The organism is Haloferax sp. S1W (assembly GCF_044593955.1).
Taxonomy (GTDB): Archaea; Halobacteriota; Halobacteria; order Halobacteriales; family Haloferacaceae; genus Haloferax.
The window spans coordinates 1426701-1447990 of record NZ_CP172595.1 but is presented as its reverse complement, the minus strand read 5'-3'; the positions used below and the strand labels follow the sequence as shown (position 1 = coordinate 1447990).

Below are 21290 nucleotides of genomic sequence, written 5' to 3'. Positions count from 1 at the left end.
TGAAGTCCCATATGGACCGCTCTCCCCTCCCGAGAGACGCATTCGTTGACCCGAGCGGTGCGAACAGTGAGGCAATTCGAGAACTCACCGAGGAAGTCTTCGACCGGCTACTCACGCAGCTTTCGACGGCCGCACATCGGTCACCCCTACCGGACGACCAAGAGACTCCATCGGCTCAGATTCCCGAGACTCCGCAGCCACTCGACGTACTCCTCGAAAAACTTGAGGACATCGTCGACGGGTCGATGAATCCTGCACATCCGGGATACGTCGGGCACATGGACACGACTCCGACGACAGTTTCGGTGCTGGGTGACCTCGTCACCTCAGCAGTCAACAACAACATGCTGAGTGTGGAGATGTCACCGGTGTTCTCCGAACTCGAAGCACAGGTGACTAGGACAATCGCCACCGAGTTCGGGCTCGGAGCCGACGCGGGCGGTGTCCTTACCAGCGGTGGGAGCCTCGCGAATATCCACGCGCTAGCGGTCGCCCGAAACAAGGCGTTCGACGTTCAACAGGAAGGGCTGACAGGATTCGACCGCGAGCCGGTGATATTCGCTTCGGAAGTTTCGCATACGTCCCTCCAGAAAGCGGCGATGTTACTCGGCCTCGGGACTGATGCCATCGTTGCGGTGGAGACGGACGAAAACTCCCGGTTGGACCCTGTCGCGCTGGAGCGCGCGATTACACGGGCGGAAGGAGAGGGCCGGGCACCGTTCTGTGTCGTCGCAACGGCCGGAACCACGACCACTGGAAACATCGACCCACTCCCCGAAATTCGGGATGTTGCACGCGAACACGGCCTCTGGTTTCACGTTGACGCCGCCTACGGCGGTGCGCTCGTGTTCTCCGAGAACGAACGGGGTCGGCTTCGAGGCATCGAAGCCGCAGATTCAATTACGTTCAACCCGCAAAAATGGTGCTACGTGGCCAAGACCTGTGCGATGTCGCTGTTCGCGGACCGAGCGGACTTACAACAGCATTTCCGCATCGGCGCACCGTACATGCGTGGTGACGACGTGTTGCCAAATCTCGGGGAGGTGAGCGTTCAGGGGACCCGCCGAGCGGACGTCCTGAAGCTCTGGCTCACGTTCCAGCATCTCGGTCGCACCGGGCTCGAACAGTTAATCGACGAGAGCTACCGACTGGGTAATCGTCTTCGTGACCGAGTTGCCGACAACGACGCCCTCGAACTGGCCACCGAACCGGAAACGAACATCGTGTGTTTCCGGGTCGTACCGGAGTGGTGTCCACAGGGCGAGCGGGACGAGTTGAATAGTCGAGTTCAGCAGCAACTCCACAGAGAATACGACGTATTCGTGTCGTTGCCGACCTATCGAGATAGCCGGTGGCTTCGGGTCGTCCCGTTGAATCCGTTCACCAACGAAGCGACCATCGACCGTCTACTCGATTCGGTTGAGGACGTACTAGAGGCGGAGCGGCCATGATGTCTGCTGGAGCGTCTGTCCTCGCCTCGTGTGAGGATTTCGACTGAGCGAAAACGCGACCGTATTAGGGGACTTGCGCCTGCTCTTCGGCTTCGAGAAGTTCGTGGTAGCGGTTGCGGATGGTCACTTCGGAGATGTTTGCAACGTCGGAAACCTCGTTTTGCGTCACCTTCTCGTTGGTGAGAAGCGACGCGGCGTAGACGGCGGCGGCGGCGAGGCCTACAGGGGACTTGCCCGAGTGGACGCTCTGTTCTTTTGCGTTCTTCAGGAGCTGTCGGGCACGGCGCTCAGGTTCGTCCGAGAGACCGAGTTCGCTGGCGAATCGGGGGACGTACTGTTCGGGGTCGGCGGGCTTGATTTCGAGTTTTAGCTCACGGACGACATAGCGGTACGTCCGGGCGATTTCGTCCTTCTCGACGCGCGAGACGCTCGTAATCTCGTCGAGCGAGCGGGGTGTGTCGGCCATGCGGGCGGCCGCGTAGAGCGACGACGTGGCAACGCCCTCGATGGAGCGGCCGGGGAGCAAGTCGTCGTTGAGGGCACGTCGGTAGATAACCGATGCAGTCTCGCGGACGTTCTCGGGAAGCCCGAGCGCGGAGGCCATGCGGTCGATTTCGCCGAGCGCCTGCTTCAGGTTGCGCTCTTTCGAGTCACGGGTGCGGAAGCGCTCGTTCCACGTCCGAAGTCGCTGCATCTTCTCGCGTTGGCGAGACGACAGCGACCGGCCGTAGGCGTCTTTGTTCTGCCACCCGATGTTGGTCGAAAGCCCCTTGTCGTGCATCATGTTGGTCGTCGGAGCACCGACGCGGGACTTCTGGTTCTTCTCCGAAGAGTTGAACGCGCGCCACTCTGGGCCATGGTCTATCTCGTTTTCTTCGACGACGAGACCACAGTCGTCACAGACGGTCTCTCCGTGTTCCGAGTCGGACACTAAGGTCTCAGACTCGCATTCGGGGCACTCGAGAGTGTGCTCTCGACTGTCTTCGGTTTCGGTTTTGTTCTTGTCGCGCACGCGCGCGCTCTCTGTCGTAAAGCGTCGAACACTTTCTGTCATCTTGTGTGCGAGAGAAGCAACTGGAACGGTCGTTCTCACCCATTTGTATTGAGGCCGCTTACTTATATCTGACGGCGAAGAAAGGACGAAATTGGGTCGAATCGCCGCCATCCGGGTCGCCCCCGGGTTCGCAGTCGAAACGGCGACACCGAAACCCTTACTCCCGGTCTCCGACACCTCCGATACATGAGCGATACGCCCGTCGATGCCGACGAGGTGCGACACGTCGCCGAGTTGGCACGGGTCGACCTCGACGAGGACGAAGTCGAGGAGTTCGCGACGCAGTTCGCGGATATCCTCGAATACTTCGACGCCCTCGACGAAGTCCCCGAAGTTGACCGCGAGGACGAACTGGTGAACGTGATGCGCGCCGACGAGGTCCGCGAAGGACTGACCCAAGAGGAGGCGCTCTCGAACGCCGCAGAGACCGAAGACGGCTTCTTCAAAGGTCCACGGGTGTCCTGATGTCGCTGAACGCATTCATCACGAAGGAGACGGTCGAAAGCGACGAGGACGGCCCGCTCGCCGGGAAGTCCATCGCTGTGAAGGACAACATCTCGACCGAGGGTCTTCGGACCACCTGTGGGTCGGCCATGCTCGAAGACTACGTCCCGCCGTACGACGCGACGGTCGTCGAACTCCTCAAGGAGGCCGGTGCGACCATCGTCGGCAAGGCCAACATGGACGAGTTCGGCATGGGGACCACCACCGAAACGTCGGCCTACGGCCCAACCAAGAACCCGGTGGACGAGTCCCGCGTCCCCGGCGGTTCGTCCGGTGGCTCCGCGGCCGCCGTCGCCGCTGGTGAGGCCGACCTCGCGCTCGGAACCGACACTGGTGGCTCTATCCGCTGTCCCGCCGCGTTCTGTGGCGTCGTCGGCATCAAGCCGACCTACGGTCTCGTCTCCCGCTACGGTCTCGTGGCGTACGCGAACTCCCTCGAACAGATTGGCCCGATTGCGCCGTCTGTCGAGGAGGCCGCCGCGCTGCTCGACGTTATCGCCGGTCCCGACGAGTACGACGCGACGACCCGCGACGAAGGCGAAGATTCGAACTACGCCGCAGCAGCCGACGGCGACGTGGATGGCCTCACCATCGGCGTCCCGACCGAACTGGTCGAAGGCGCAGACGAGGGTGTCAAAGCCGCGTTCTGGGACGCCCTCGACGAACTCGAAGCACAGGGTGCCGAGTACCACGAGGTCAGCATGCCTTCGACCGAGAAGGCGGTCGCCGCCTACTACGTCATCGCCATGTCCGAGGCCTCTTCGAACCTCGCGCGCTTCGACGGCGTCCGCTACGGCAAATCCGGCGGCTACGACGGCAACTGGAACGATGCGTTCGCCCGCGCCCGCGAGGAAGGCTTCGGCCCCGAGGTCAAGCGCCGTATCCTCCTCGGCACGTACGCGCTCTCCGCTGGCTACCACGACAAGTACTACGCGAAGGCACAGGACGCCCGCGCGTGGGTCAAACAGGACTTCGACGCCGCCTTCGAGGACGCTGACGTGCTCGCGTCGCCGACGATGCCTGTTCCGCCGTTCGAACTCGGCGAGAGCCTCGGCGACCCGCTACAGATGTACCTCGCCGACGCCAACACCGTCCCGGTGAACCTCGCGAACCTCCCCGCGATTTCCGTCCCCGCGGGCGAGACCGACGGGCTTCCGGTCGGACTGCAACTCATCGGCCCGAAGTTCGGCGAAGAAACAATCGTCCGCGCCGCGTCTGCGGTCGAGAACTGATTCTCACGGCGGCGGCCGTCCCGTGCGGCCACGTCGTTCTTACGACGGTGGTTCGACCGTCGTCTCGGTCGAGACAGACCCGCCACGCCAGTTGAGGTGGAAGTTCATTGGTCGTGAGTCGGTGCTCCCGTCGAGAGATGGTGTGTATGTATACGTCCACGTCGTCGATTCCCCGGCCGCGAGTTCGGTTTCGACGCGCTTGACTGGCGCGTAGGCGATGAGCGGTCCCACTCGGTTGAGCGCGGCGACGAACGTCCCGTCGGCCGACCCCGTATTTTCTATCGTCGCCGACACGGTCACCTCAGTGCCGCTTTCGACGCTCTCCGGGGCGGAGACCTCGGTGACAGCGAAGTCGGTTGGCGGGCGGGCGAGCGTCGAGCGGGCGTCCGCGCCGAGTTCGAACTTCCCACCCGGACCCTGAAAGTCGATGGTCGTCGCGTCGAGTGGCTTCGGAACGCTGAACACGAGATACCCCGACGTGCGTTCTTCGTCACCAGCCCCGTATGCGGACCCACGGGACCATAGCCGACCGTACGCCGGCAAGTCGTCGGTCGGGGTCGGCGAGAAGGTCTGATTCTCCGTCGAGAGCGAGAACGCGTCTACCGGAGGTCCGGACCCGCCATCGACGGCGATGGTGACGAGAACGAACTGCTCGTCTCGGTCGCCGAACGTCCCGATGGAGTCCGGCGAGTCGAGGGCGACGAGTTCGGGGGTAATCTGGACGTTCGAGACGGTCACGTCGCCCGGTTCGGACGTCGTCGTCGTGTTCGTCGTCCCGGTGACCGGGGACTGCTCGGTCGTGGGCGACTCGTCTCCGGGTGCCGTCGGGTTACTCAGACACCCTGTGAGGAGGGCGAGCGTCGCACCGCTGAGACTGAGCACCTCTCGTCGGGAGGGTGTGGAGGAGGGCATAACTCATACTCCGAACACGTCTCGGAATAAGCTTTCAGGGTGTTGTCGGGCCGGGGAGCGGACTCATCCCCGGAATAGATTCATCACTTCGTTCGCCGCGTTCGACTCCATCGCGAGGACGTAGCGGTGGCCCGCTTCGAGCACCGTGTCGGGACCGACGTTTCTCAGATGGCGTTCCTCTCGATGGCCCCGACCGTGCCGCCGTTGTGGATTCCAAAACGTGCGTGAGGTCCACTCCCCAATCGAGAGCGAGGACAGCACACATTTCGGGAGCCGAAAACGCACCGGCATGCCGATAGTTTTTCCACGCCCCGACGCCCACGGCGGAACGTCATGTACATCATCGTCGTCGGTGCTGGCAACATCGGGACGCCGCTCATAGAGATTGCCACCAAGGGTGGCAACGAGGTGGTCGTCGTCGAGCGCGACGAGGATAAAGCTGAGAAGGCCGCAGCAACGTTCGACTGTCTCGTCCTCAACGACGATGCGACTGTCAAACAGACGCTCTTGGAGGCCGGAGCGGACCGCGCCGACGCCATCATCACGACGACAGACAAGGACGCGACCAACATCATGGTCTGTCTGTTGGCGACGGAACTGAACATCCCCGATATCGTCTCGGTCGTCCACAACCCCGAGCACATGAGTCTCTACCGCCAAATCGGCGTCAACACGATGGAGAACCCGCAGCGACTCATCGCAGAGTACCTCTACCGCGCAGTGAAACGCCCCTCTATCGTCGACTACATGCGGGTCGGCGAACACGCCGAAGTTTTCGAAATCCGCGTCGACGAGGACGCGCCGATTGCGGGCTTGACCATACAAGATGCGGCCCGTGAGAACCTTCTCGACGGAGATACGCTCATCGTCGCGGTCGAACGCGATGGCGACGAAGACCCCGTCACGCCGCGCGGCGGGACGACCATCCACGGTGGTGACCTCGTAACCGTCTACTCCGGCCAGGGTGCGACGCCCGACGTGACGGACGTATTCGGCCACTACGAGGACCACTGATGGTTCGCCGCGGCCGAACCGTCGCCGGATGGCCCGCCGACCTTGCGGTCATCGCCCGCGATGTCGGGTCGCTCCTTGCCATGGAGTCGGTGTTGATGACCGCCTCGGTGCTCGTCGCCGTCGGGTTCGGTGAGTGGTACGCCGCGCTCGCGTTTTTCATCGCCGCCGGTGCGACCGCCGCTGTCGGCTTGGGCGCTCGAAAGGCCTTCCAGTCGGCCCCCGCGCCGCGGATGAAACACGGGATGATTATCGCGGCGGCCGGGTGGTTTGCAACCGCCGCGTTCGGGTCGCTCCCGTTCTACCTCACGGCGCACTTCGCCCCCGACGCGGTCTTTTCGGCGCTCGTCCCCGCCGGTGTGGAGTACACCCAGTCGAGTCTCGTCTACTTCCGCAACCCGCTGCACGCGCTGTTCGAGAGCATGAGCGGGTGGACCGGCAGCGGACTCACGATGGGTATCCACGAACCGTCGCTGCCGCGGACGATTCAGTGGTGGCGTTCTCTCATCCAGTGGGTCGGCGGCGTGGGCGTCATCGTCCTCACCGTCTCGATTCTCTCTCGACCGGGGAGCGGGAGTTACGCCCTCTACCGCGGCGAGGCCCGCGAGGAGAAGATTCACCCGAGCGTCGTTTCCACCGTTCGAACGGTGTGGAAGATTTTCGTCGGCTACACCCTGCTGTCGGTGGTCGTCCTCTTTTTCGCCATTCGAGCGAGCGCGTACGGTTCGACCCTCCCGCTCTGGGAAGTCGCGTGGCAGGCGCTCAATCACGCGATGACCGGCCTCTCGACTGGCGGATTCGCCGTCACCGACAACTCGATTGGGACGTACGACTCGCCGCTCATCGAGACGGTGTTGCTTCCCATCATGGCGCTCGGCGCAATTGCCTTCCCCGTCCACTACACCATCCTTCGGAACCGGGACGTCGACAAGTTGTGGACGGACCTCCAGACTCGGTGGTTGCTCATCATCTTCGGTGTCGGCATCGCGGGGGTCACGCTCCAGAATCTCGTCTCCCTTCCGGCGACTGCCGGAAGCGCGTTCGTCGAAACAACCGATTACTTCGGTCTCGCGGGCGTCGTCGGCGGGCCGGGAGCGGACGCCATCCGCGACTCGGCGTTTCATTGGGTGAGCGCGCTCTCGTGTACGGGGTTCCAAGCCGCGCCCCTCGGCCAGTGGTCTGACGGCGGGAAACTGCTTCTCTCCGGCGCGATGACCCTCGGCGGCGCTGCCGGGTCGACCGTCGGCGGCATCAAAATCATTCGCGGATACACTATCTCTCGCGGCATCCAGTGGCAGTTCTCTCGCGTGTTCCTGCCCGAAAGCACCGTCGTCAACATCGAGATGAACGGTCGCCGCCTCTCTCGGTCCGAGATGGAACGTGAGTTCTCCGAGGCGGCTATCGTCTCGATGCTCTGGGTGCTCTTGCTCGTCGCGTCCAGTATCCTCCTCGTGAACCTCGCCGGACCGGAGTTCACCTACGCGGACGCGCTCTTCGAAGTTGCGAGCGCACAGGGGAACGTCGGTATCTCCACGGGCATCACCGGCCCGTCGATGAGCCCCTACGCCGAGACGATGTTCCTCTTCAACATGTGGATTGGCCGCCTCGAAATCATCCCCGTGTTGGTGTTCTTCCGGTCTGTCCTCTACGGATTGAACCCGTAGCGTTCAAAAGCAGCTTTTGACCCGCCTATCGCCGCCAGTACTCGGGCGTAAACAGCACGAGCACCGGCAGAATCTCCAACCGGCCCACCCACATCAGAAGGACCATATAGAGCTTCGAACTGTTGGAGAAGTCGAGGTAGCTCCCCATCGGGCCGACGATACCGAATCCGGGACCGACGTTTCCGAGCGTTGCGGCGACGGCGCTCATCGATTCGAGGATACTCATTTCCAGCCCGGTTCGGGCGGTATTGAGGTGAATCAGTCCCGTCGAGATGAAGAACATGACCAGATACAGGAGCGTAAAGGCGTAGATGCCGCGGATGGCGCGCTCGTCGACGGCGCGGCCTGCGAGTCGAACCGGGCGAATCGCATCGGGGTGGGACGTGGTGAACAACTCCCGGCGAAGCGATTTCAGGATGACGTACCAGCGAACGATTTTGACGGCACCGCCGGTCGAACCAGCGGACCCGCCGATGAACATGGCGAACAAGAGGCCGTACTGGGTCGGTGCGCTCCACGCGTTGAAGTCCATGCTCGCGTAGCCAGTCGTCGTGACGATAGAGACGACCTGAAAGAGCGACTGCCGAAGCGACGACTCGAAACCACCGATGATGGCGGTTCGGACGCCTTCGAGGTAGAGTTGGTCGTACGTCTCACCCGCGGGAGCGACGGACATGAGTCCCTCACCGAGAAAGAGGACGGACGCGAGAATCGCCGCGATGACGCCGATGATGCCGAGATAGAACTTGAACTCGGTGTCGCGGACGAGTCGCTTCGGGTCGCCCGTGAGGACGTGCCAGAAGAGCGCGAAGTTAGTTCCTGCGGCGACCATGAAGGGGATGATAATCCATTGCGCGGCGGCGGAGAACGCTTCGATGCTCCGCGCTTCGGGTGAGAACCCGCCGGTCGGCATCGTCGTCAAGCCGTGGGCGATGGCGTTGTACACGTCCATATTCGGGGCGTGTCCGGTGACGTGCAGGCTGTACAGGAGGACGATTTCGAGGACGGTGAGGCCGAGGTACGCGCCCCACAGCGCGCGGGCCGTCTCCGCGATGCGCGGGGTGAGTTTCTCGATACCGGGGCCGGGCGCTTCTGCGTCCATCAGTTGTGCGCCACCGACCGAGAGTTCGGGGAGAATCGCGACGGCGAGGACGACGATACCCATCCCGCCGAGCCACTGGGTGAGCTGTCGCCACATCATGATGCCGCGGGTGTGTGACTCGAAAGAGATGTCACCGAGGACGGTCGCCCCGGTCGTCGTAAAGCCGCTCATACTCTCGAACAGGGCGTTTACGGGGTTGGCAAGTGTCGATTCGGGGTGAACCGGGCCGACGACGAACGGGATGCCGTTGGCCTCGATGAGGTACGGAACCGCGCCAACCACGGTGACGGCAAACCACGTCGCTGCAACCATCAAGAACCCCTCGCGGGCACCGATATCGGGGGACTCCGAGAGGCGCTCGAATCCACTCCCGACGAGCACGGTGAGTCCCATCGTGATGACGAACGGAACGACCGACTCACCGTAGTACAGAGACACGACGAGCGGGAAGGAGAGGGGGACAGCGAGATACTTCAGGACGGTCCCCACGAGACGGAGGCTTGCCCGATAGTCGACACGCAGTTTCATTCGTGGCAGAACGTTCCGTGCGCCGGGGTTTTGCTTGTTCGGGTTCATGCCGCGTGCGACACCCCGTGTCGCGGCGATGGCTACCGAGAGACTCAGAGTTTCGCGGACACGTCGCCGACGACGGTGCTATCGACGAAGACGACGACGTGGTCGCCGGGTTCGATGACCGTGTCACCGCGGGGAGTAATGAACTCGTGCTTGCGCGTTATTGCGCCGATGACGACGCCCTCGGGTAGCGCGGCGATCGACTCGCGAATCGGTGTATTGGCGAGCACGCTGTCGCGGTCGACTTCGATTTCGAGAACCTCCGCTTTGTCCGACTCGATGAGTGCGATGTTCTCGGCACCGCCTTCGCGGGTAAAGCGCGTAATCTCCTCGGCGACGACTTCCCGGGGACTCACCCCGACATCGACGCCGACGGCTTCGAAGAGTTCGACGTACGGCGTCGTGTCGATGACGGCGACGGTTCGCTCGACACCGAGACGGGCGGCCAGAAGCGACACGAGGAGGTTCTTCTCGTCGGAGTCGAGCGCCGCGACCACGAGGTCGGCGTCGCCGATATGTTCGCGTTCGAGGAAGTCCACGTCCGTCGCGTCGCTCTCCATGACGATGGTTCCGGGGAGGAGTTCGGCGAGTTCGCGGGCGCGTTCGCTGTCGTGTTCGACGAGTCGCGGTTTGAAGCCGCGGTCTTCGAGCAGGCGGGCGACGTGGTAGCCGATTTCGCTCCCACCGACGATGACCACTTCCTCGGCGGTCCCGGGCGGTTCCTCGGGGGCGATGGCGGTTGCGAACTCCTGGGCGCTCTTGGGGCTCCCGATGACCACCACGCGGTCGCCGGGGGTGATGACGGTGTCACCGCGCGGAATCGTCACTTCTCCGTCGCGGAGAATCGCGGCGAACGTGAGCGAGTCGAATCGGTCTGCCTCGCGGACCGTCTGGTTCGCCACGGGGCTGTCCTCGCCGATTTCGAACTCGGCCATCTGGACCTGCCCACCAGCGAAGGAGTCCACGTCGCGCGCTGCCGGAAGGCCGACGACGCGGACGATGGACTCCGCGGTGAGCAGGTTCGTACACACCATGAAGTCGATGCCGAAGGCCTTCGCGGAGCGCTGCCACGTCCGGAGGTACTCCGTGTTCTTGACGCGAGCGATGGTGAACGCGTCGGAGACCGCCTTGGCGGTCGAACAGACGACGATGTTCGTCTCGTCGTCGTCCGTAGAGGCGATGACCATGTCTGCGCGCTCGATACCGGCGTCTTCCAGCGTCTCGACGGATGTTCCGTCGCCGTGAATCGCGAGCACGTCGAGCGAGTAGTTCAGTTCGTCCGCCCGCTCGGCGTCGCAATCGATGACGACGACTTCGTGCGTGTCGTCGAGGTCGGCGGCAATCGACGAGCCGACCTGTCCAGCGCCGACGATGATTACGCGCACGAGGGACCAGCCCCTGTCATACCCCATGGTTGGTCCGGCTGTGGGTATGTGCATTTCCCTTCGGTGGCCGGGGCGGTGACTGTGCCCACGCCACTCGCTCCCGTCGAGGGCGAGGCCGCAGACATGTCGGCGGTCAGCTCAGTCATCGGGATGGTTGTGAATCTTCAGTTCGACCCGGCGAGGTTCGCCTTCGAGGTCGGCAACGATGCGCTCGACGATGCGCTCGGCCTCTTTCTGGAGGACCGGCCGAACCTTACCGACGACCCACCCGAGCGAGACGAACCGCGGCAGGTCGATATCGCCGGCGGAGACGGTTCGGGTGTCATATTCGACTTCGAAGAAGACCCGCGTGGCCGTCTCGGTGTGTTCGGGCGCGTCGTCGGGGAGTTCGTCGAGTTCCTCGGTGCGCCAGTGACCCTCCGCGTGGATATCCTTCGTAATCGACCAGTCGATTCGGTGTGGCGGGTCAACGCCTGTCACTTGCGACTCGGCGGTGTAGGTGAGCTTCCACCACGCAAATCGGAGTTGGTACCGCGTTCCGGGCGACCCGTCGCCGAACTGCTGGACCTCGGTCAGGTGCTCTGAGTAGTTTGCATACCGCGGGAAGTCCACGAGGAACTCGTAGACCTCATCGGGGGGCACGTAGACGACGGTGCTGACGGCTATCTCGTCCACGACAACTGGGTTCGAGTGGTGGTAACTAAGCGTTGTGGGCGGCCGAGGGGTCGGGGACGGGACTGTCACGAACATCGGAATCTATAATCGGCACCTGTCGATACCTATGAGCGAAATGGTCGGGGGGACGCTTCGGGACATCCGGTCAGAGATGCAGTCTCTGTCACGTCCCGACGGCGACTACATGGTGGTGTGTGGGAGATTAGGAACCGAGCCAGCGGTCGTTTCCGGGCTTCGATTTCCGGACCGGGAGGCCGCGAGCGAAGCGGTCGAACTCGCGACGAACTATCGCGCGGCGCTCCGGCGGTACGACCCCGCCGTCCCGTACTACGACCCGTTGGTGCACGAGGTCTCGAAGGGGCCGGTATCGTCGCTCGTGACCACCCCCGCGGACGAGCGCACACGGTACATCTCGTTTTGTCACGACATCGCCGGGTCGGTTTTCGAGGCGCTCTCCGAGACCGGACTGCGGAGTGTCGAAACCGCGGCGATGGAGACGTACCTCACGCTGGCCGAAGTCGTCTCCGACCGGGACGACTTCTGTCTCACCATGTTGTGGAGCATAATGAGCGAGATGGACGTTCGCCTGTCGGCCCCCGAGCAAACGACAGTCGTCGAAACTGCGGCCGACGCGCTCGCCGCCGGGCCGATGTCGAATCCGGTGGAAAAGACGCTTTGCAACCTCGAATCCGCCGCGTTCATCGAGGGCTATACGCTCCGGCCCCTCGCGCGCACCGAGACGCAGACGTGGGAACTCACGTTCGGCAACTACGCGCTCGCCGAGCGGACCGGCCGACTGCCGACGCTCCCCATCGCGGTCGACCTGCTTCGGCGCGCCCCCGACCAGTCGATTCGGTTCCTCGACGGGGAGGCGTTGTCTGACTCCCGGTGGCGACTCCGCCTGCAGGCGACGGCGGGCGGCGACGCGTCCGGTCTCGTCAGCGTCGACGCCGTCGAAAACCGATGGCTGAACGACGCCGGGTCGCCACTCCGGTCGGAGCGACCGGGCGAAAGCGACTAACGGCGAACCTTTATTTTCGGGGGGTGTAGCGGCGCGCATGTCTGAGACGAATCCGCGAGACGCGCTCGTCGTCGGCGGGGGTGTCGCAGGTCTCACCGCGGCGACCTTCCTCGCTCGTGCGGGCCTCGACACGCTCGTCGTGAACGCGGGCGAGTCCATCGTCCGACGAAACGCACACCTCGAAAACGTGCCCGGGTTCCCCGCGGGCGTCAACAGCAGACTCTTCACCGACCTACTTACCGAGCAGGCCGAACGCGCCGGTGCCGACCGCCTGACCGGTCTCGTCATCGACCTCGACGTACTCGGAACCGAGGACGACCCGCTGTTCCGAGCGACCGTCGAAACCGGAGAGGGTGAACAGACCGTTACCGCGTATCGGGTTATCGCCGCCTCGTGGTCGGACGCATCATATCTCGAAGACACCGGCGTCGAACTCCGGAGCGCCGGGTCGAAGACCTACGTCGATGTCGACGACCTCGGTCGGACCGCCGTCCCCGGCCTCTACGCGGCGGGGCGACTCACCGAAATCTACCACCAGACGGTCGTCGCCGCGGGCGACGCCGCGGAGACGGCGATTACGCTGGTTCACGACTCCGGTACGGCGTTCTACAACGACTGGGTCGCGCCCGAGGGCTACTTCACGGGCCGCGGCCGCGAGGTCCCACCGGCGTGCGAGGAAATCGACGCCGACGAACGCGCCCGCCGCGAGCGTGAGTCGCGCGAAGTCATGCAGGAGTTCTTCGACGACGACCACCCTGACCCGCAGCGGACCCACCCGAGTCTCGTCGAGGACGAACTCGGCCGTCTCGACCAGTAAAACCGGTTGGTTGCAGCATCGACGGTGGTCGGACACCACCCCAGACGCGAATCTTTTTAATCGATAGCGGGCGCAGAGAGGAGTGAATGCTGGAAGGTGTCAACGTCGCGCTCGGGATATCGGGGAGCATCGCGGCCGTGAAGGTCGTCGAGTTGGCGCACGAACTCCGCCGTCAGGGGGCGTCGGTTCGTGCGGTGATGTCGAACGCCGCAACGGGAATCATCCACCCGTGGTCCGTGCAGTTCGCCACCGAGCACGACGTCGTCACCGAGATAACCGGCCGCGTCGAACACGTCGAACTCTGCGGCCGCGAGGGCTGGGCGGACGTGTTCCTCGTCGCGCCCGCGACGGCCAACACTGTCGGGAAGATGGCCGCCGCTATCGACGACACGCCCGTCACGACCTGTGCGACCACTGCGCTCGGGGCCGACGTTCCTGTCGTCGTCGCACCGGCGATGCACGAACCCATGTACGACCATCCGGGCGTGCTGGAGGCCATCGAGCGCGTCGAGTCGTGGGGCGTAGAGTTCGTCGACCCGCGTATCGAAGAGGGGAAAGCCAAGATTGCCACTGAAGAGGCTATCATCACGGGCGTCGCAACGGTGACGACCGACCAGACGCTCGCCGGGAAGTCCGTCGTCGTCACCGCCGGGGCAACCACCGAGTCTATCGACCCCATCCGGACGCTCTCGAACCGCGCGTCCGGGCGAACCGGGCGCGCCGTCGCCCGGGCATTAGCGATTCGCGGCGCGGACGTGACGCTCGTCCACGACGGCGACGACGTTCACTACGCCGACGTGAACTCGGTCGAGTCTGCCGCCGAGATGCTCAACGCGGTCCAAGATGCCGTCGACGCGGGTGCGGACGCGCTCGTCTCCGCGGCGGCCGTCTCGGATTTCACCGTCGAGGCCGCCGACGAGAAGATTCGCTCCGGTGACGCCATCACGCTCGACCTGCAACCGTCTCCGAAACTCATCGACACGGTGCGCGACTCGCATCCGGACCTCACCATCGTCGGATTCAAAGCCGAGACATCGGGCGACGACGACGCGATGGTCGAACAGGCCCGCAGAATCAAAGACCGCGTCGGACTCGCGTTCGTCGTCGCCAACGACGCATCCGTCATGGGGTCCGACGAGACGCGCGCGCTCGTGGTCCGAGACGACGACATCGGCGAGTTTGCCGGCTCAAAAGCCGAACTCGGCGCTCGCGTCGCTTCGGAACTCGAACGAGAACTGTAGAAAAACCGGCCGAGGTCGGACCGCGCCAGCGTGTCAGTCGCCGCCGTCGCGACCGGTTCCGGTCATTACGTCGTCTTTCTTACCGGGCCACTCGACGCCGTCCACGAACGGCACGCCCATGCGCTGGGCGGCCTGCGAAATCATGTGCGCGCCAGTCGGGGCGGTGAGGAACAGGAACACCACCGTCACGAGCAACATCAGTCCGTCGCCGTGCGGAAGGTAGTACACCGTTCCACCGAGTGCGATAGATGCCGCCCCGAGGGTGGTCGCCTTCGAGGTGGCGTGCAGCCGGTTGTAGACGTTGGGGAACCGAAGCAGGCCGATGGTCCCGACGAGGAGGAAGAAACTCCCCACGAGGACGAGCAGGCCCACGAGCGCCGCGCGAAGGGGGCCGACCGTGACGGCGGCCGCACTTTCGGCGCTCATTCGATGATGTCCCCCTCCGTGACGTACCGCGCCACGGTAATCGTGCTGATGAAGCCGATGATAGCGAGCACGAGGCTCACGCCGACGAAGAAGCCCTGTTCGGACCAGATGGCGTACAGCACCGCGATGGCGACGACGTTCGTCCCGATGGTGTCGAGCGCGACGACCCGGTCGGGGACCGTCGGCCCGCGGATGACCCGATAGCTCACGAGAAGCGTCAGGCCCGCCGCGAGGACGAGCGCCCCGTGAAGGACGAGTTCGAGCCACTGCAGATACGCCGGGTCAGCCATGGGACTCACCTCCTGCGGTTGCGGCGGCGGAGGCCGTTTCGGTGTCCTCTGCGGCCTCCGTAGGCTGGACCTGCGGTGCCGGGTCGCCGGGCTTCAGTTCCTCGTCGAAGATAACGAGGGCGTAGTCCTCCCAGCGACGGATGGGTTCGAGGATAGCCTCGTGGTCGCTTCCGTCGATACTGTGTACGTACAACGTGTTCGTGTCGGCGGCGTAGTCCATTGTCAACGTCCCCGGTGTGAGGGTGATGCTGTTCGCGATAGTGGTGATGGCGAGCGACGTCCGCACGCGGAGCGGCACCTCGACGACACCCGGTTCGATGGGCATCGATGGCGACAGCGTCCGGCGCGCCACGTCGACGTTCGCCGTGAGAAGCTCCCAGAGGAACGTCAGGAGGTACAACGCGGCGTACGGCGCGACGCGAATGCTCCGAGTGACCGACGCCTCGTCGCTGTAGAAGCGCCGGAAGTAGAACGCGATGCCCATCCCGACGAGGAGTCCGATGAGGAACTCTTCGAGGAGTCGCTGGGGCGTCAGTTCGACGCCGCGAACGAACAGCCACAGGATGGCCAATAAGACACCGGTGACCGGCCAGCGGCGAGTCATCAGTGTCCACCTCCCGTTCCGGAACCGGCATGTGTACCGGCGTCAGCGCCGATACCGGGTCCGTGCATCACGGCATCGACGTAGGTATTCGTGTCAGTAGCGGCGTGTGCTGCGGCGTCGGCCGCGGCGAAGACCGCCTCGAAGCCGATACCGAACCCGATGGCGGCGACGGCGAGGATGGCGACGGCGGTCACCTGCGTGGTGAGTTCGAGACGGTCGAGACCGTCACCGCCGTCGGTCATGGCCACGTCCTTCCCACCAATCGTCCAGCGGGCGGGGAGTGCGACATCGACGAGTTCGCTGGGGCGACCCCAGAACACCGCGTTCCACGCGCGGGTGTAGTACGCGATGGTCAGAATCGCACCGGCGAGGGCGACAGCGAGAGCGAGCGCAGCACCCGCACCACCAGCAGCGAGCGACTCCGCACCCGCCTGGAAGACGAGGTACTTTCCGAAGAAGCCGGACAGCGGCGGGACGCCGATGAGCGTCAGCGACCCGAGGAAGAACCCGGCCGCGAGGACGGGTGCCCGGTCGGCGAGACCGCCGAGGTCAGAGAGTCGGTCGCTTCCGACGACATCCTGAATCGTTCCGCTGGCGAGGAACAGCAGGCTCTTGGCGAGACCGTGGTTGAACGCGTAGACCAGTGCGGCGGCGACGCCGAGGACCTGAATCGCCTCGGTCGGAGCCGTCGCCGCAATCGCCAGCGGGAGGACGATGAAGCCGACCTGACTGATAGACGAGTACGCGAGGATACCGTCGATGTCGTCGCGGCCGACCGCACCGATACCGCCGAGGAAGATACTGGCCGTCGCCATGACGAACAGCACCGGGCCGAAGAAGCCCAGCACAGAGTCCCCGGTGATGCCGAGGAACGCGAGGTCGAACGACCCCGCGGCGAAGATAGTGAAGATGAGTCGGATGATGGCGTAGACGCCGACCTTCTTGACGACGCCGGCGAGCATCGCGGTTACCGGCGAGGGCGCGGCGCGGTAGGCCGCGGGCACCCAGAACTGGAACGGTGCGAGACCGGCCTTCAGCGCGAAGACCGAAAACAGCACCGCGGAAAGGCCGAGGACCGGAAGCACGGCGACGTCGTGTGGGTCTGGATTCGCCAGTAGCTGCGCCATGTGGGCCATGTTGAGCGTCCCCGTCGTGCTGTAGAGGCCGCCGATGGCGATGAGCATCACGGCGCTCCCGACGAGGTTGAGGACGACGTAGTTGAGCGCCGCCCGCGTGTGCTCGCGCCCGGAGTAGAACAACACGAGGATGTAACTCGACATGAGCATCACCTCGAACCAGACGAACAGGTTGAAGATGTCGCCGGTGAGGAACGACCCCGTCACGCCGACCATCATGAAGTGGTACAGCGGGTGGTAGCTGAGTCGCTGGCCGAATGCGCCGACCGACGCCACCGAGTACGCGAGCGCGACGAGCGAGACGATTGCGGACAGCGCCAGCATGAATGCCGACAGACCGTCGGCGACGAGCGTGATGCCGAACGGCGCGGTCCAGTTGCCCACCTGATAAACGAGGATGTCGGGCGTGCTCCCGAGCGGGAGCAGCACGGCATCAAACAGCGCCCCCACGGCCACGAGGTAGCCGATGGCACCGAGGACGCTGACGGTGCGCTGGAGAATGTCGCTCGGGCGCGTGAGCAGCGTCAAGATGGCTGTCACGAGCGCCACGAGAAGCGGTGCGATGACGAGTGTGCTCATCTGCTACCACCCAGTTCGTACATGTCGATAGTTCCGTGTTCTTCGTACACGCGATAGGTCAGCACGAGGGCGAGCGCCGTCGTCCCGAACCCGATGACGATGGCGGTGAGGACCAGCGCCTGAACGAGCGGGTCCGTGGTCTCGGCACCGCCGCCGTGTCCGGAGAGGATGGGCGCGAGGTGTTCGAACCCACCCATGGTGACGAGGTAGACGTTCGCCGACTGGCTGATGATGCTGATTCCCCAGACGACGCGAACCACGTCGCGTCGGAGGACGAGGTAGGTCCCGATGGTAAAGAGGACGCCGAGCACGCCCGCGAGGACGACCTGCGTCATTCGTCACCCACCTCCCCGACGATGGTGAGGAGCCCACCGACGACGGCGAAGAAGACGCCGATGTCGAAGGCGAACGCGCTCGCGACTTCGAGTTCGCCGTAGATGGGCAGGTGCTCGACGAAGAGCACGCCCTGCGTGAGGAACGGCGCACCGAACGCGAGCGGTGCGAGACTCGAAGCCACCGCGATGGCGAGGCCGAGTGCCGCCATCCAGCGGTAGGTCTCGACGAGTCGGTGTTGTTCCGACCCGTCGGCAGGAAGGTCGAGAATTTCACGCTGGACGAAGTCGAGACCGAAGATGACGTACACCAGCGCGAACGCCGCGACTGCGAGGACGGCACCGATGAAGCCGCCGCCGGGCAGATTGTGCCCGCGGAAGAGCAGTGCGATTGCCGTCACAAGGATGAGCGGGACGACGATTCGTGCGACAGTCTGCGAGATGACCGTCGTCGGACTGCTACTTGACTGGCTCATCGGGTCTCACCCTGGCCACGCATTCGAATCAACGTCAAGATGGCGAGCGACGCCATCACGACGACCGAAATCTCACCCATCGTATCGAACCCGCGGAAGTCGACGAGGATGACGTTGACGATGTTCGACCCGCCGCCGTAGTCGGCGAAGAACGCCCCGTGTTCGGCGGGAACGCCAGCACGGTCGATGAGGAACTGTTTCAGGCTCCCGTCGGGGTTCGCGTCCGTCGCCACGAGGACGGTGAAAAACACCGTCGCGCCGACGGCCACCGAGAGGACGCTGTCGCGGATGAAGACGAACCGGTCGGGTGCGTCGCCGTAGAACGCCGGGAGGCGGTCCAAGACGAGCAGGAAGATGACCAACACGAGCGTCTCGACGACGAGTTGCGTCAGCGCCAGGTCGGGCGCGTCCGCGAGGATGTAGAATATCGCCACCATGAAGCCCACGATAGAGAGCGTGAGCACACCCGCGACGTGCGACGGGGCGATATCGACAGCGAACGCACCGACGAGCGCGACGAGCAGGACGAGGATAATCGGGGCCGACAGACCGATGCCGTCGATAGCTGGCATCTGGACGCCTGCGGTCGCGTAGCCACCGAGCGCGAGGGCGACGAAGCCGAACAGGCCCCACGTCGCGTACGTCCGAAGGAGTCCCGTCTGAATCTTCGGCATGACGGCGACGCTTGTGGTCGTCAACCCTTCGACGAAGTTGTCGTACCACCAATTGGCGCGGACAGGACCGCTGAGGATGGCGTTGATACCGTCGTGAAGGGTGTCGTAGAACGGGAACAGCACCGCACCGACGACGATAGTGATGATACTCATGATGACGTACGGCGTCAGTTTCGTCGGGAAGTGGACGGAGAACGAGTGCGCCTCTCCAGGCACGACGCTGCCGTACACTTCGCCGACGAGTCCCTCGATGAAGAGGTTCGGCTGTGCCGAGATTGCGAGCACGAGCGCGCCGAGAATCGCCGGCGGGACGAGCATCGCAATCGGCGGGCGGTGGACGTGGCCCAGTCCGTCGGGTTCGTCGCCGAAGAACAGCGAGGCGAACTTGATGGAGTAGAGGAACGTGAAGACGCTCCCGAACACCGCGATGACCGGGAAGGCCCACGCGACGCCACCCATGTGGTCGGCGGCGTGGTAGGTCGCCTCGAACAGCAGTTCCTTCGAGTAGAAGCCGTTGAACGGCGGGAAGCCAGCCATCGACAGCGAGGCGACGACGGCGATGACGGCCGTGATGGGCAGGTGTTTTCGAAGGCCGCCCAACCGGGTGATGTCGCGGGTGCCAGCCTCGTGCGCGATGATACCGGCGACCAGGAACAGCGCCGCCTTGAAACTCGCGTGGTTCAGGATGTGGAACGCACCGGCCTCGGCACCGAAGCTATTGGCGAAGCCGAAGCCCGCGGTGATGAGCCCGAGGTGGGACGCCGTAGAGTACGCGAGCAGTTCCTTGATGTCGGTCGCAGCGACGGCGAGGATGGCCGCGACGGTCATCGTCAACAGACCGAGTACGGCGAATATGAGCGTCCAGTCGCCGAGGACCGCCGCCTCCTTGGGGAGGAAAAGCGGACGGAAGCGCCCGACGAGATAGACGCCAGCTTTGACCATCGTCGCGGAGTGGAGGAACGCCGACACGGGCGTCGGTGCCTCCATCGCGTTCGGAAGCCACACGTGGAACGGAACCTGTGCGGACTTCGTGGCCGCGCCGAGGCCGATGAGAACGAGCACGGGGACGAGCAGACCGGAGGCCGAAAGCGCCTCGCGGACTGCGTCTGCGTGCTCGACGAGTAGTGGGATGCTGAACGTCGTCCCCTCGATGGCCGGAACATGACCGGATGCCCAGACGAGGAGCAAGAAGCCGACCAGCATGAACAGACCACCGGAGACGGTGATGAGCATCGACTTTCTGGCGGCGTACTGGGAAGACTCCTCGCCGGTGTAGTGGCCGATGAGGATGAACGACGAGAGACTCGTCAGTTCCCAGAAGACGAACAGGGCGACGAGGTCGGCTGCGAGGGCCACCCCGAGCATCGACCCCATGAACGCCAGCAGTGTCGCATAGTATTTCGCCTGGCCCGGTTCGCCGTGCATGTATCCTCCCGAGTAGGTGAGGATAAGCACGCCAACACCGCTGGCGAGAAAGGAGATGAGTAGCGCTAACCCATCGACGTTGAACGCCAGCGAGATTCCGAGCGAGGGAATCCACTCAACCGAGACGGTTCCATGCGCCCCCGCGAGATATTGGTCCGTCACGAGGCCGAGTGTGACCAGCGCGACGGCAGCCGCGAAATACGCTGTGCGCTCCCCCAGAAGCCGATAAACGGCAGGGGTGAACGCAGCAGCGAGAAACGGCAGGAAGACGACGGCGAGGACGACTTCCGGTGTGGGTTGCACGGGGGAAATTGTGGGTAGCGCAGACTTAGGTGTTATCAAACCCAGTGGCAACCGGCCGTCGTTCAGCACCGAATTGGACGTTTGTAAAGAAATACTCCGTGCTCCACGAAAGTTGGATGAGGGTGATATTTATATCCTTGGGACACTATTACCATGCTAGAGTACGACTCGCGCACAGGGTGTGATACGAACTCGAGATTGGGCGTCTACGAGTCACCCGAACGCGGCCGTGCTCGGGAGCCATGTATGCAGTGACCGAACGGTTCGAAGAGAGCCGTTGCTCTACTGGTGGTGGTACCTGGCTCTGGAAGCATCGAACCAACCCCTTCGGCCATGGTGGTGGAATGGGGGTTGCGTGTCATCCAATGGGTTGTTGCAATCGCCGCGTCCCTCCCGTTTCGGC

General features: G+C 64.0%; 20 protein-coding genes. 8 read left to right on the top strand and 12 right to left on the bottom strand.

The features are described 5' to 3' along the window. Positions 1-11: 11 nt before the first annotated feature. A complete protein-coding gene (locus ACH9L7_RS07610; protein ID WP_396613120.1) occupies positions 12-1451 on the top strand; it encodes a pyridoxal phosphate-dependent decarboxylase family protein in 1440 nt (479 codons plus the stop codon). 64 nt (positions 1452-1515) lie between these two features. On the opposite strand, the gene ACH9L7_RS07605 is transcribed toward ACH9L7_RS07610, so the two are convergent. Further along, complete coding sequence (locus ACH9L7_RS07605) at positions 1516-2505, bottom strand: transcription initiation factor IIB family protein (protein WP_396613119.1); 990 nt, start codon at positions 2503-2505, stop codon at positions 1516-1518. Positions 2506-2691: 186 nt separating this feature from the next. On the opposite strand from ACH9L7_RS07605, the gene gatC reads away from it, so the two are divergent. Together gatC and gatA are read left to right on the top strand one after the other, a co-directional pair. After that, positions 2692-2970: an Asp-tRNA(Asn)/Glu-tRNA(Gln) amidotransferase subunit GatC gene (gene gatC / locus ACH9L7_RS07600; protein WP_396613118.1), complete on the top strand. Its 279-nt coding sequence runs from the start codon at positions 2692-2694 to the stop codon at positions 2968-2970. Continuing rightward, positions 2970-4241, top strand: coding sequence for an Asp-tRNA(Asn)/Glu-tRNA(Gln) amidotransferase subunit GatA (gene gatA / locus ACH9L7_RS07595; RefSeq protein ID WP_396613117.1), 1272 nt, complete (start codon positions 2970-2972; stop codon positions 4239-4241). The genes gatC and gatA overlap by 1 nt, the downstream gene beginning before the upstream one ends. 39 nt (positions 4242-4280) lie before the next feature. Here the strand turns inward: gatA and ACH9L7_RS07590 are convergent, their stop codons facing one another. Continuing rightward, complete coding sequence (locus ACH9L7_RS07590; protein WP_396613116.1) at positions 4281-5153, bottom strand: CARDB domain-containing protein; 873 nt, start codon at positions 5151-5153, stop codon at positions 4281-4283. A gap of 333 nt (positions 5154-5486) precedes the next feature. On the opposite strand from ACH9L7_RS07590, the gene ACH9L7_RS07585 reads away from it, so the two are divergent. After that, the gene (locus tag ACH9L7_RS07585; RefSeq protein ID WP_396613115.1) at positions 5487-6167 is read left to right on the top strand and encodes a potassium channel family protein; all 681 of its coding nucleotides are present in this window, start codon (positions 5487-5489) and stop codon (positions 6165-6167) included. Continuing rightward, positions 6167-7828 carry a TrkH family potassium uptake protein gene (locus ACH9L7_RS07580; RefSeq protein WP_396613114.1) on the top strand — a complete coding sequence of 554 codons (1662 nt, stop codon included), beginning with the start codon at positions 6167-6169 and terminating at the stop codon, positions 7826-7828. The genes ACH9L7_RS07585 and ACH9L7_RS07580 overlap by 1 nt, the downstream gene beginning before the upstream one ends. Positions 7829-7853: 25 nt before the next feature. Here ACH9L7_RS07580 and ACH9L7_RS07575 read toward each other — a convergent pair whose 3' ends face one another. The 3 genes from ACH9L7_RS07575 to ACH9L7_RS07565 all read right to left on the bottom strand — a co-directional run bounded on the left by ACH9L7_RS07575 (position 7854) and on the right by ACH9L7_RS07565 (position 11563). After that, positions 7854-9458: a TrkH family potassium uptake protein gene (locus ACH9L7_RS07575; RefSeq protein WP_396613113.1), complete on the bottom strand. Its 1605-nt coding sequence runs from the start codon at positions 9456-9458 to the stop codon at positions 7854-7856. A gap of 92 nt (positions 9459-9550) precedes the next feature. After that, complete coding sequence (trkA, locus tag ACH9L7_RS07570) at positions 9551-10888, bottom strand: Trk system potassium transporter TrkA (protein ID WP_396613240.1); 1338 nt, start codon at positions 10886-10888, stop codon at positions 9551-9553. 138 nt (positions 10889-11026) lie between these two features. Then, the gene (locus ACH9L7_RS07565; RefSeq protein ID WP_396613112.1) at positions 11027-11563 is read right to left on the bottom strand and encodes a type II toxin-antitoxin system RatA family toxin; all 537 of its coding nucleotides are present in this window, start codon (positions 11561-11563) and stop codon (positions 11027-11029) included. Between the two features lie 115 nt (positions 11564-11678). Between ACH9L7_RS07565 and ACH9L7_RS07560 the strand changes: the two genes are divergently transcribed. The 3 genes from ACH9L7_RS07560 (at position 11679) to coaBC (ending at position 14642) form a co-directional block, all read left to right on the top strand. Next, positions 11679-12584, top strand: coding sequence for a hypothetical protein (locus ACH9L7_RS07560; RefSeq protein ID WP_396613239.1), 906 nt, complete (start codon positions 11679-11681; stop codon positions 12582-12584). A gap of 37 nt (positions 12585-12621) precedes the next feature. Continuing rightward, complete coding sequence (locus ACH9L7_RS07555; RefSeq protein WP_396613111.1) at positions 12622-13401, top strand: FAD-binding protein; 780 nt, start codon at positions 12622-12624, stop codon at positions 13399-13401. 86 nt (positions 13402-13487) lie between these two features. Continuing rightward, positions 13488-14642: a bifunctional phosphopantothenoylcysteine decarboxylase/phosphopantothenate--cysteine ligase CoaBC gene (coaBC, locus tag ACH9L7_RS07550; RefSeq protein ID WP_396613110.1), complete on the top strand. Its 1155-nt coding sequence runs from the start codon at positions 13488-13490 to the stop codon at positions 14640-14642. A 33-nt stretch (positions 14643-14675) separates the two neighbouring features. On the opposite strand, the gene mnhG is transcribed toward coaBC, so the two are convergent. Genes mnhG through mbhE form a run of 7 tightly spaced genes read right to left on the bottom strand, consistent with a single transcriptional unit; the run spans position 14676 to position 20887 of the window. Beyond that, a complete protein-coding gene (mnhG, locus tag ACH9L7_RS07545; RefSeq protein ID WP_396613109.1) occupies positions 14676-15068 on the bottom strand; it encodes a monovalent cation/H(+) antiporter subunit G in 393 nt (130 codons plus the stop codon). Next, a complete protein-coding gene (locus tag ACH9L7_RS07540; protein ID WP_396613108.1) occupies positions 15065-15358 on the bottom strand; it encodes a monovalent cation/H+ antiporter complex subunit F in 294 nt (97 codons plus the stop codon). Before ACH9L7_RS07540 ends, mnhG begins: the two co-directional genes overlap by 4 nt. After that, positions 15351-15962 carry a Na+/H+ antiporter subunit E gene (locus ACH9L7_RS07535; protein WP_396613107.1) on the bottom strand — a complete coding sequence of 204 codons (612 nt, stop codon included), beginning with the start codon at positions 15960-15962 and terminating at the stop codon, positions 15351-15353. Before ACH9L7_RS07535 ends, ACH9L7_RS07540 begins: the two co-directional genes overlap by 8 nt. Continuing rightward, positions 15962-17677: a complex I subunit 5 family protein gene (locus ACH9L7_RS07530; protein ID WP_396613106.1), complete on the bottom strand. Its 1716-nt coding sequence runs from the start codon at positions 17675-17677 to the stop codon at positions 15962-15964. The genes ACH9L7_RS07535 and ACH9L7_RS07530 overlap by 1 nt, the downstream gene beginning before the upstream one ends. Continuing rightward, on the bottom strand, positions 17674-18012 hold the full coding sequence (locus tag ACH9L7_RS07525) for a sodium:proton antiporter (RefSeq protein WP_396613105.1): 339 nt from the start codon (positions 18010-18012) through the stop codon (positions 17674-17676). Before ACH9L7_RS07525 ends, ACH9L7_RS07530 begins: the two co-directional genes overlap by 4 nt. Further along, the gene (locus ACH9L7_RS07520) at positions 18009-18485 is read right to left on the bottom strand and encodes an MnhB domain-containing protein (RefSeq protein WP_396613104.1); all 477 of its coding nucleotides are present in this window, start codon (positions 18483-18485) and stop codon (positions 18009-18011) included. The genes ACH9L7_RS07525 and ACH9L7_RS07520 overlap by 4 nt, the downstream gene beginning before the upstream one ends. After that, the gene (gene mbhE, locus ACH9L7_RS07515) at positions 18482-20887 is read right to left on the bottom strand and encodes a hydrogen gas-evolving membrane-bound hydrogenase subunit E (protein ID WP_396613103.1); all 2406 of its coding nucleotides are present in this window, start codon (positions 20885-20887) and stop codon (positions 18482-18484) included. The genes ACH9L7_RS07520 and mbhE overlap by 4 nt, the downstream gene beginning before the upstream one ends. Between the last annotated feature and the right edge of the window lie 403 nt (positions 20888-21290).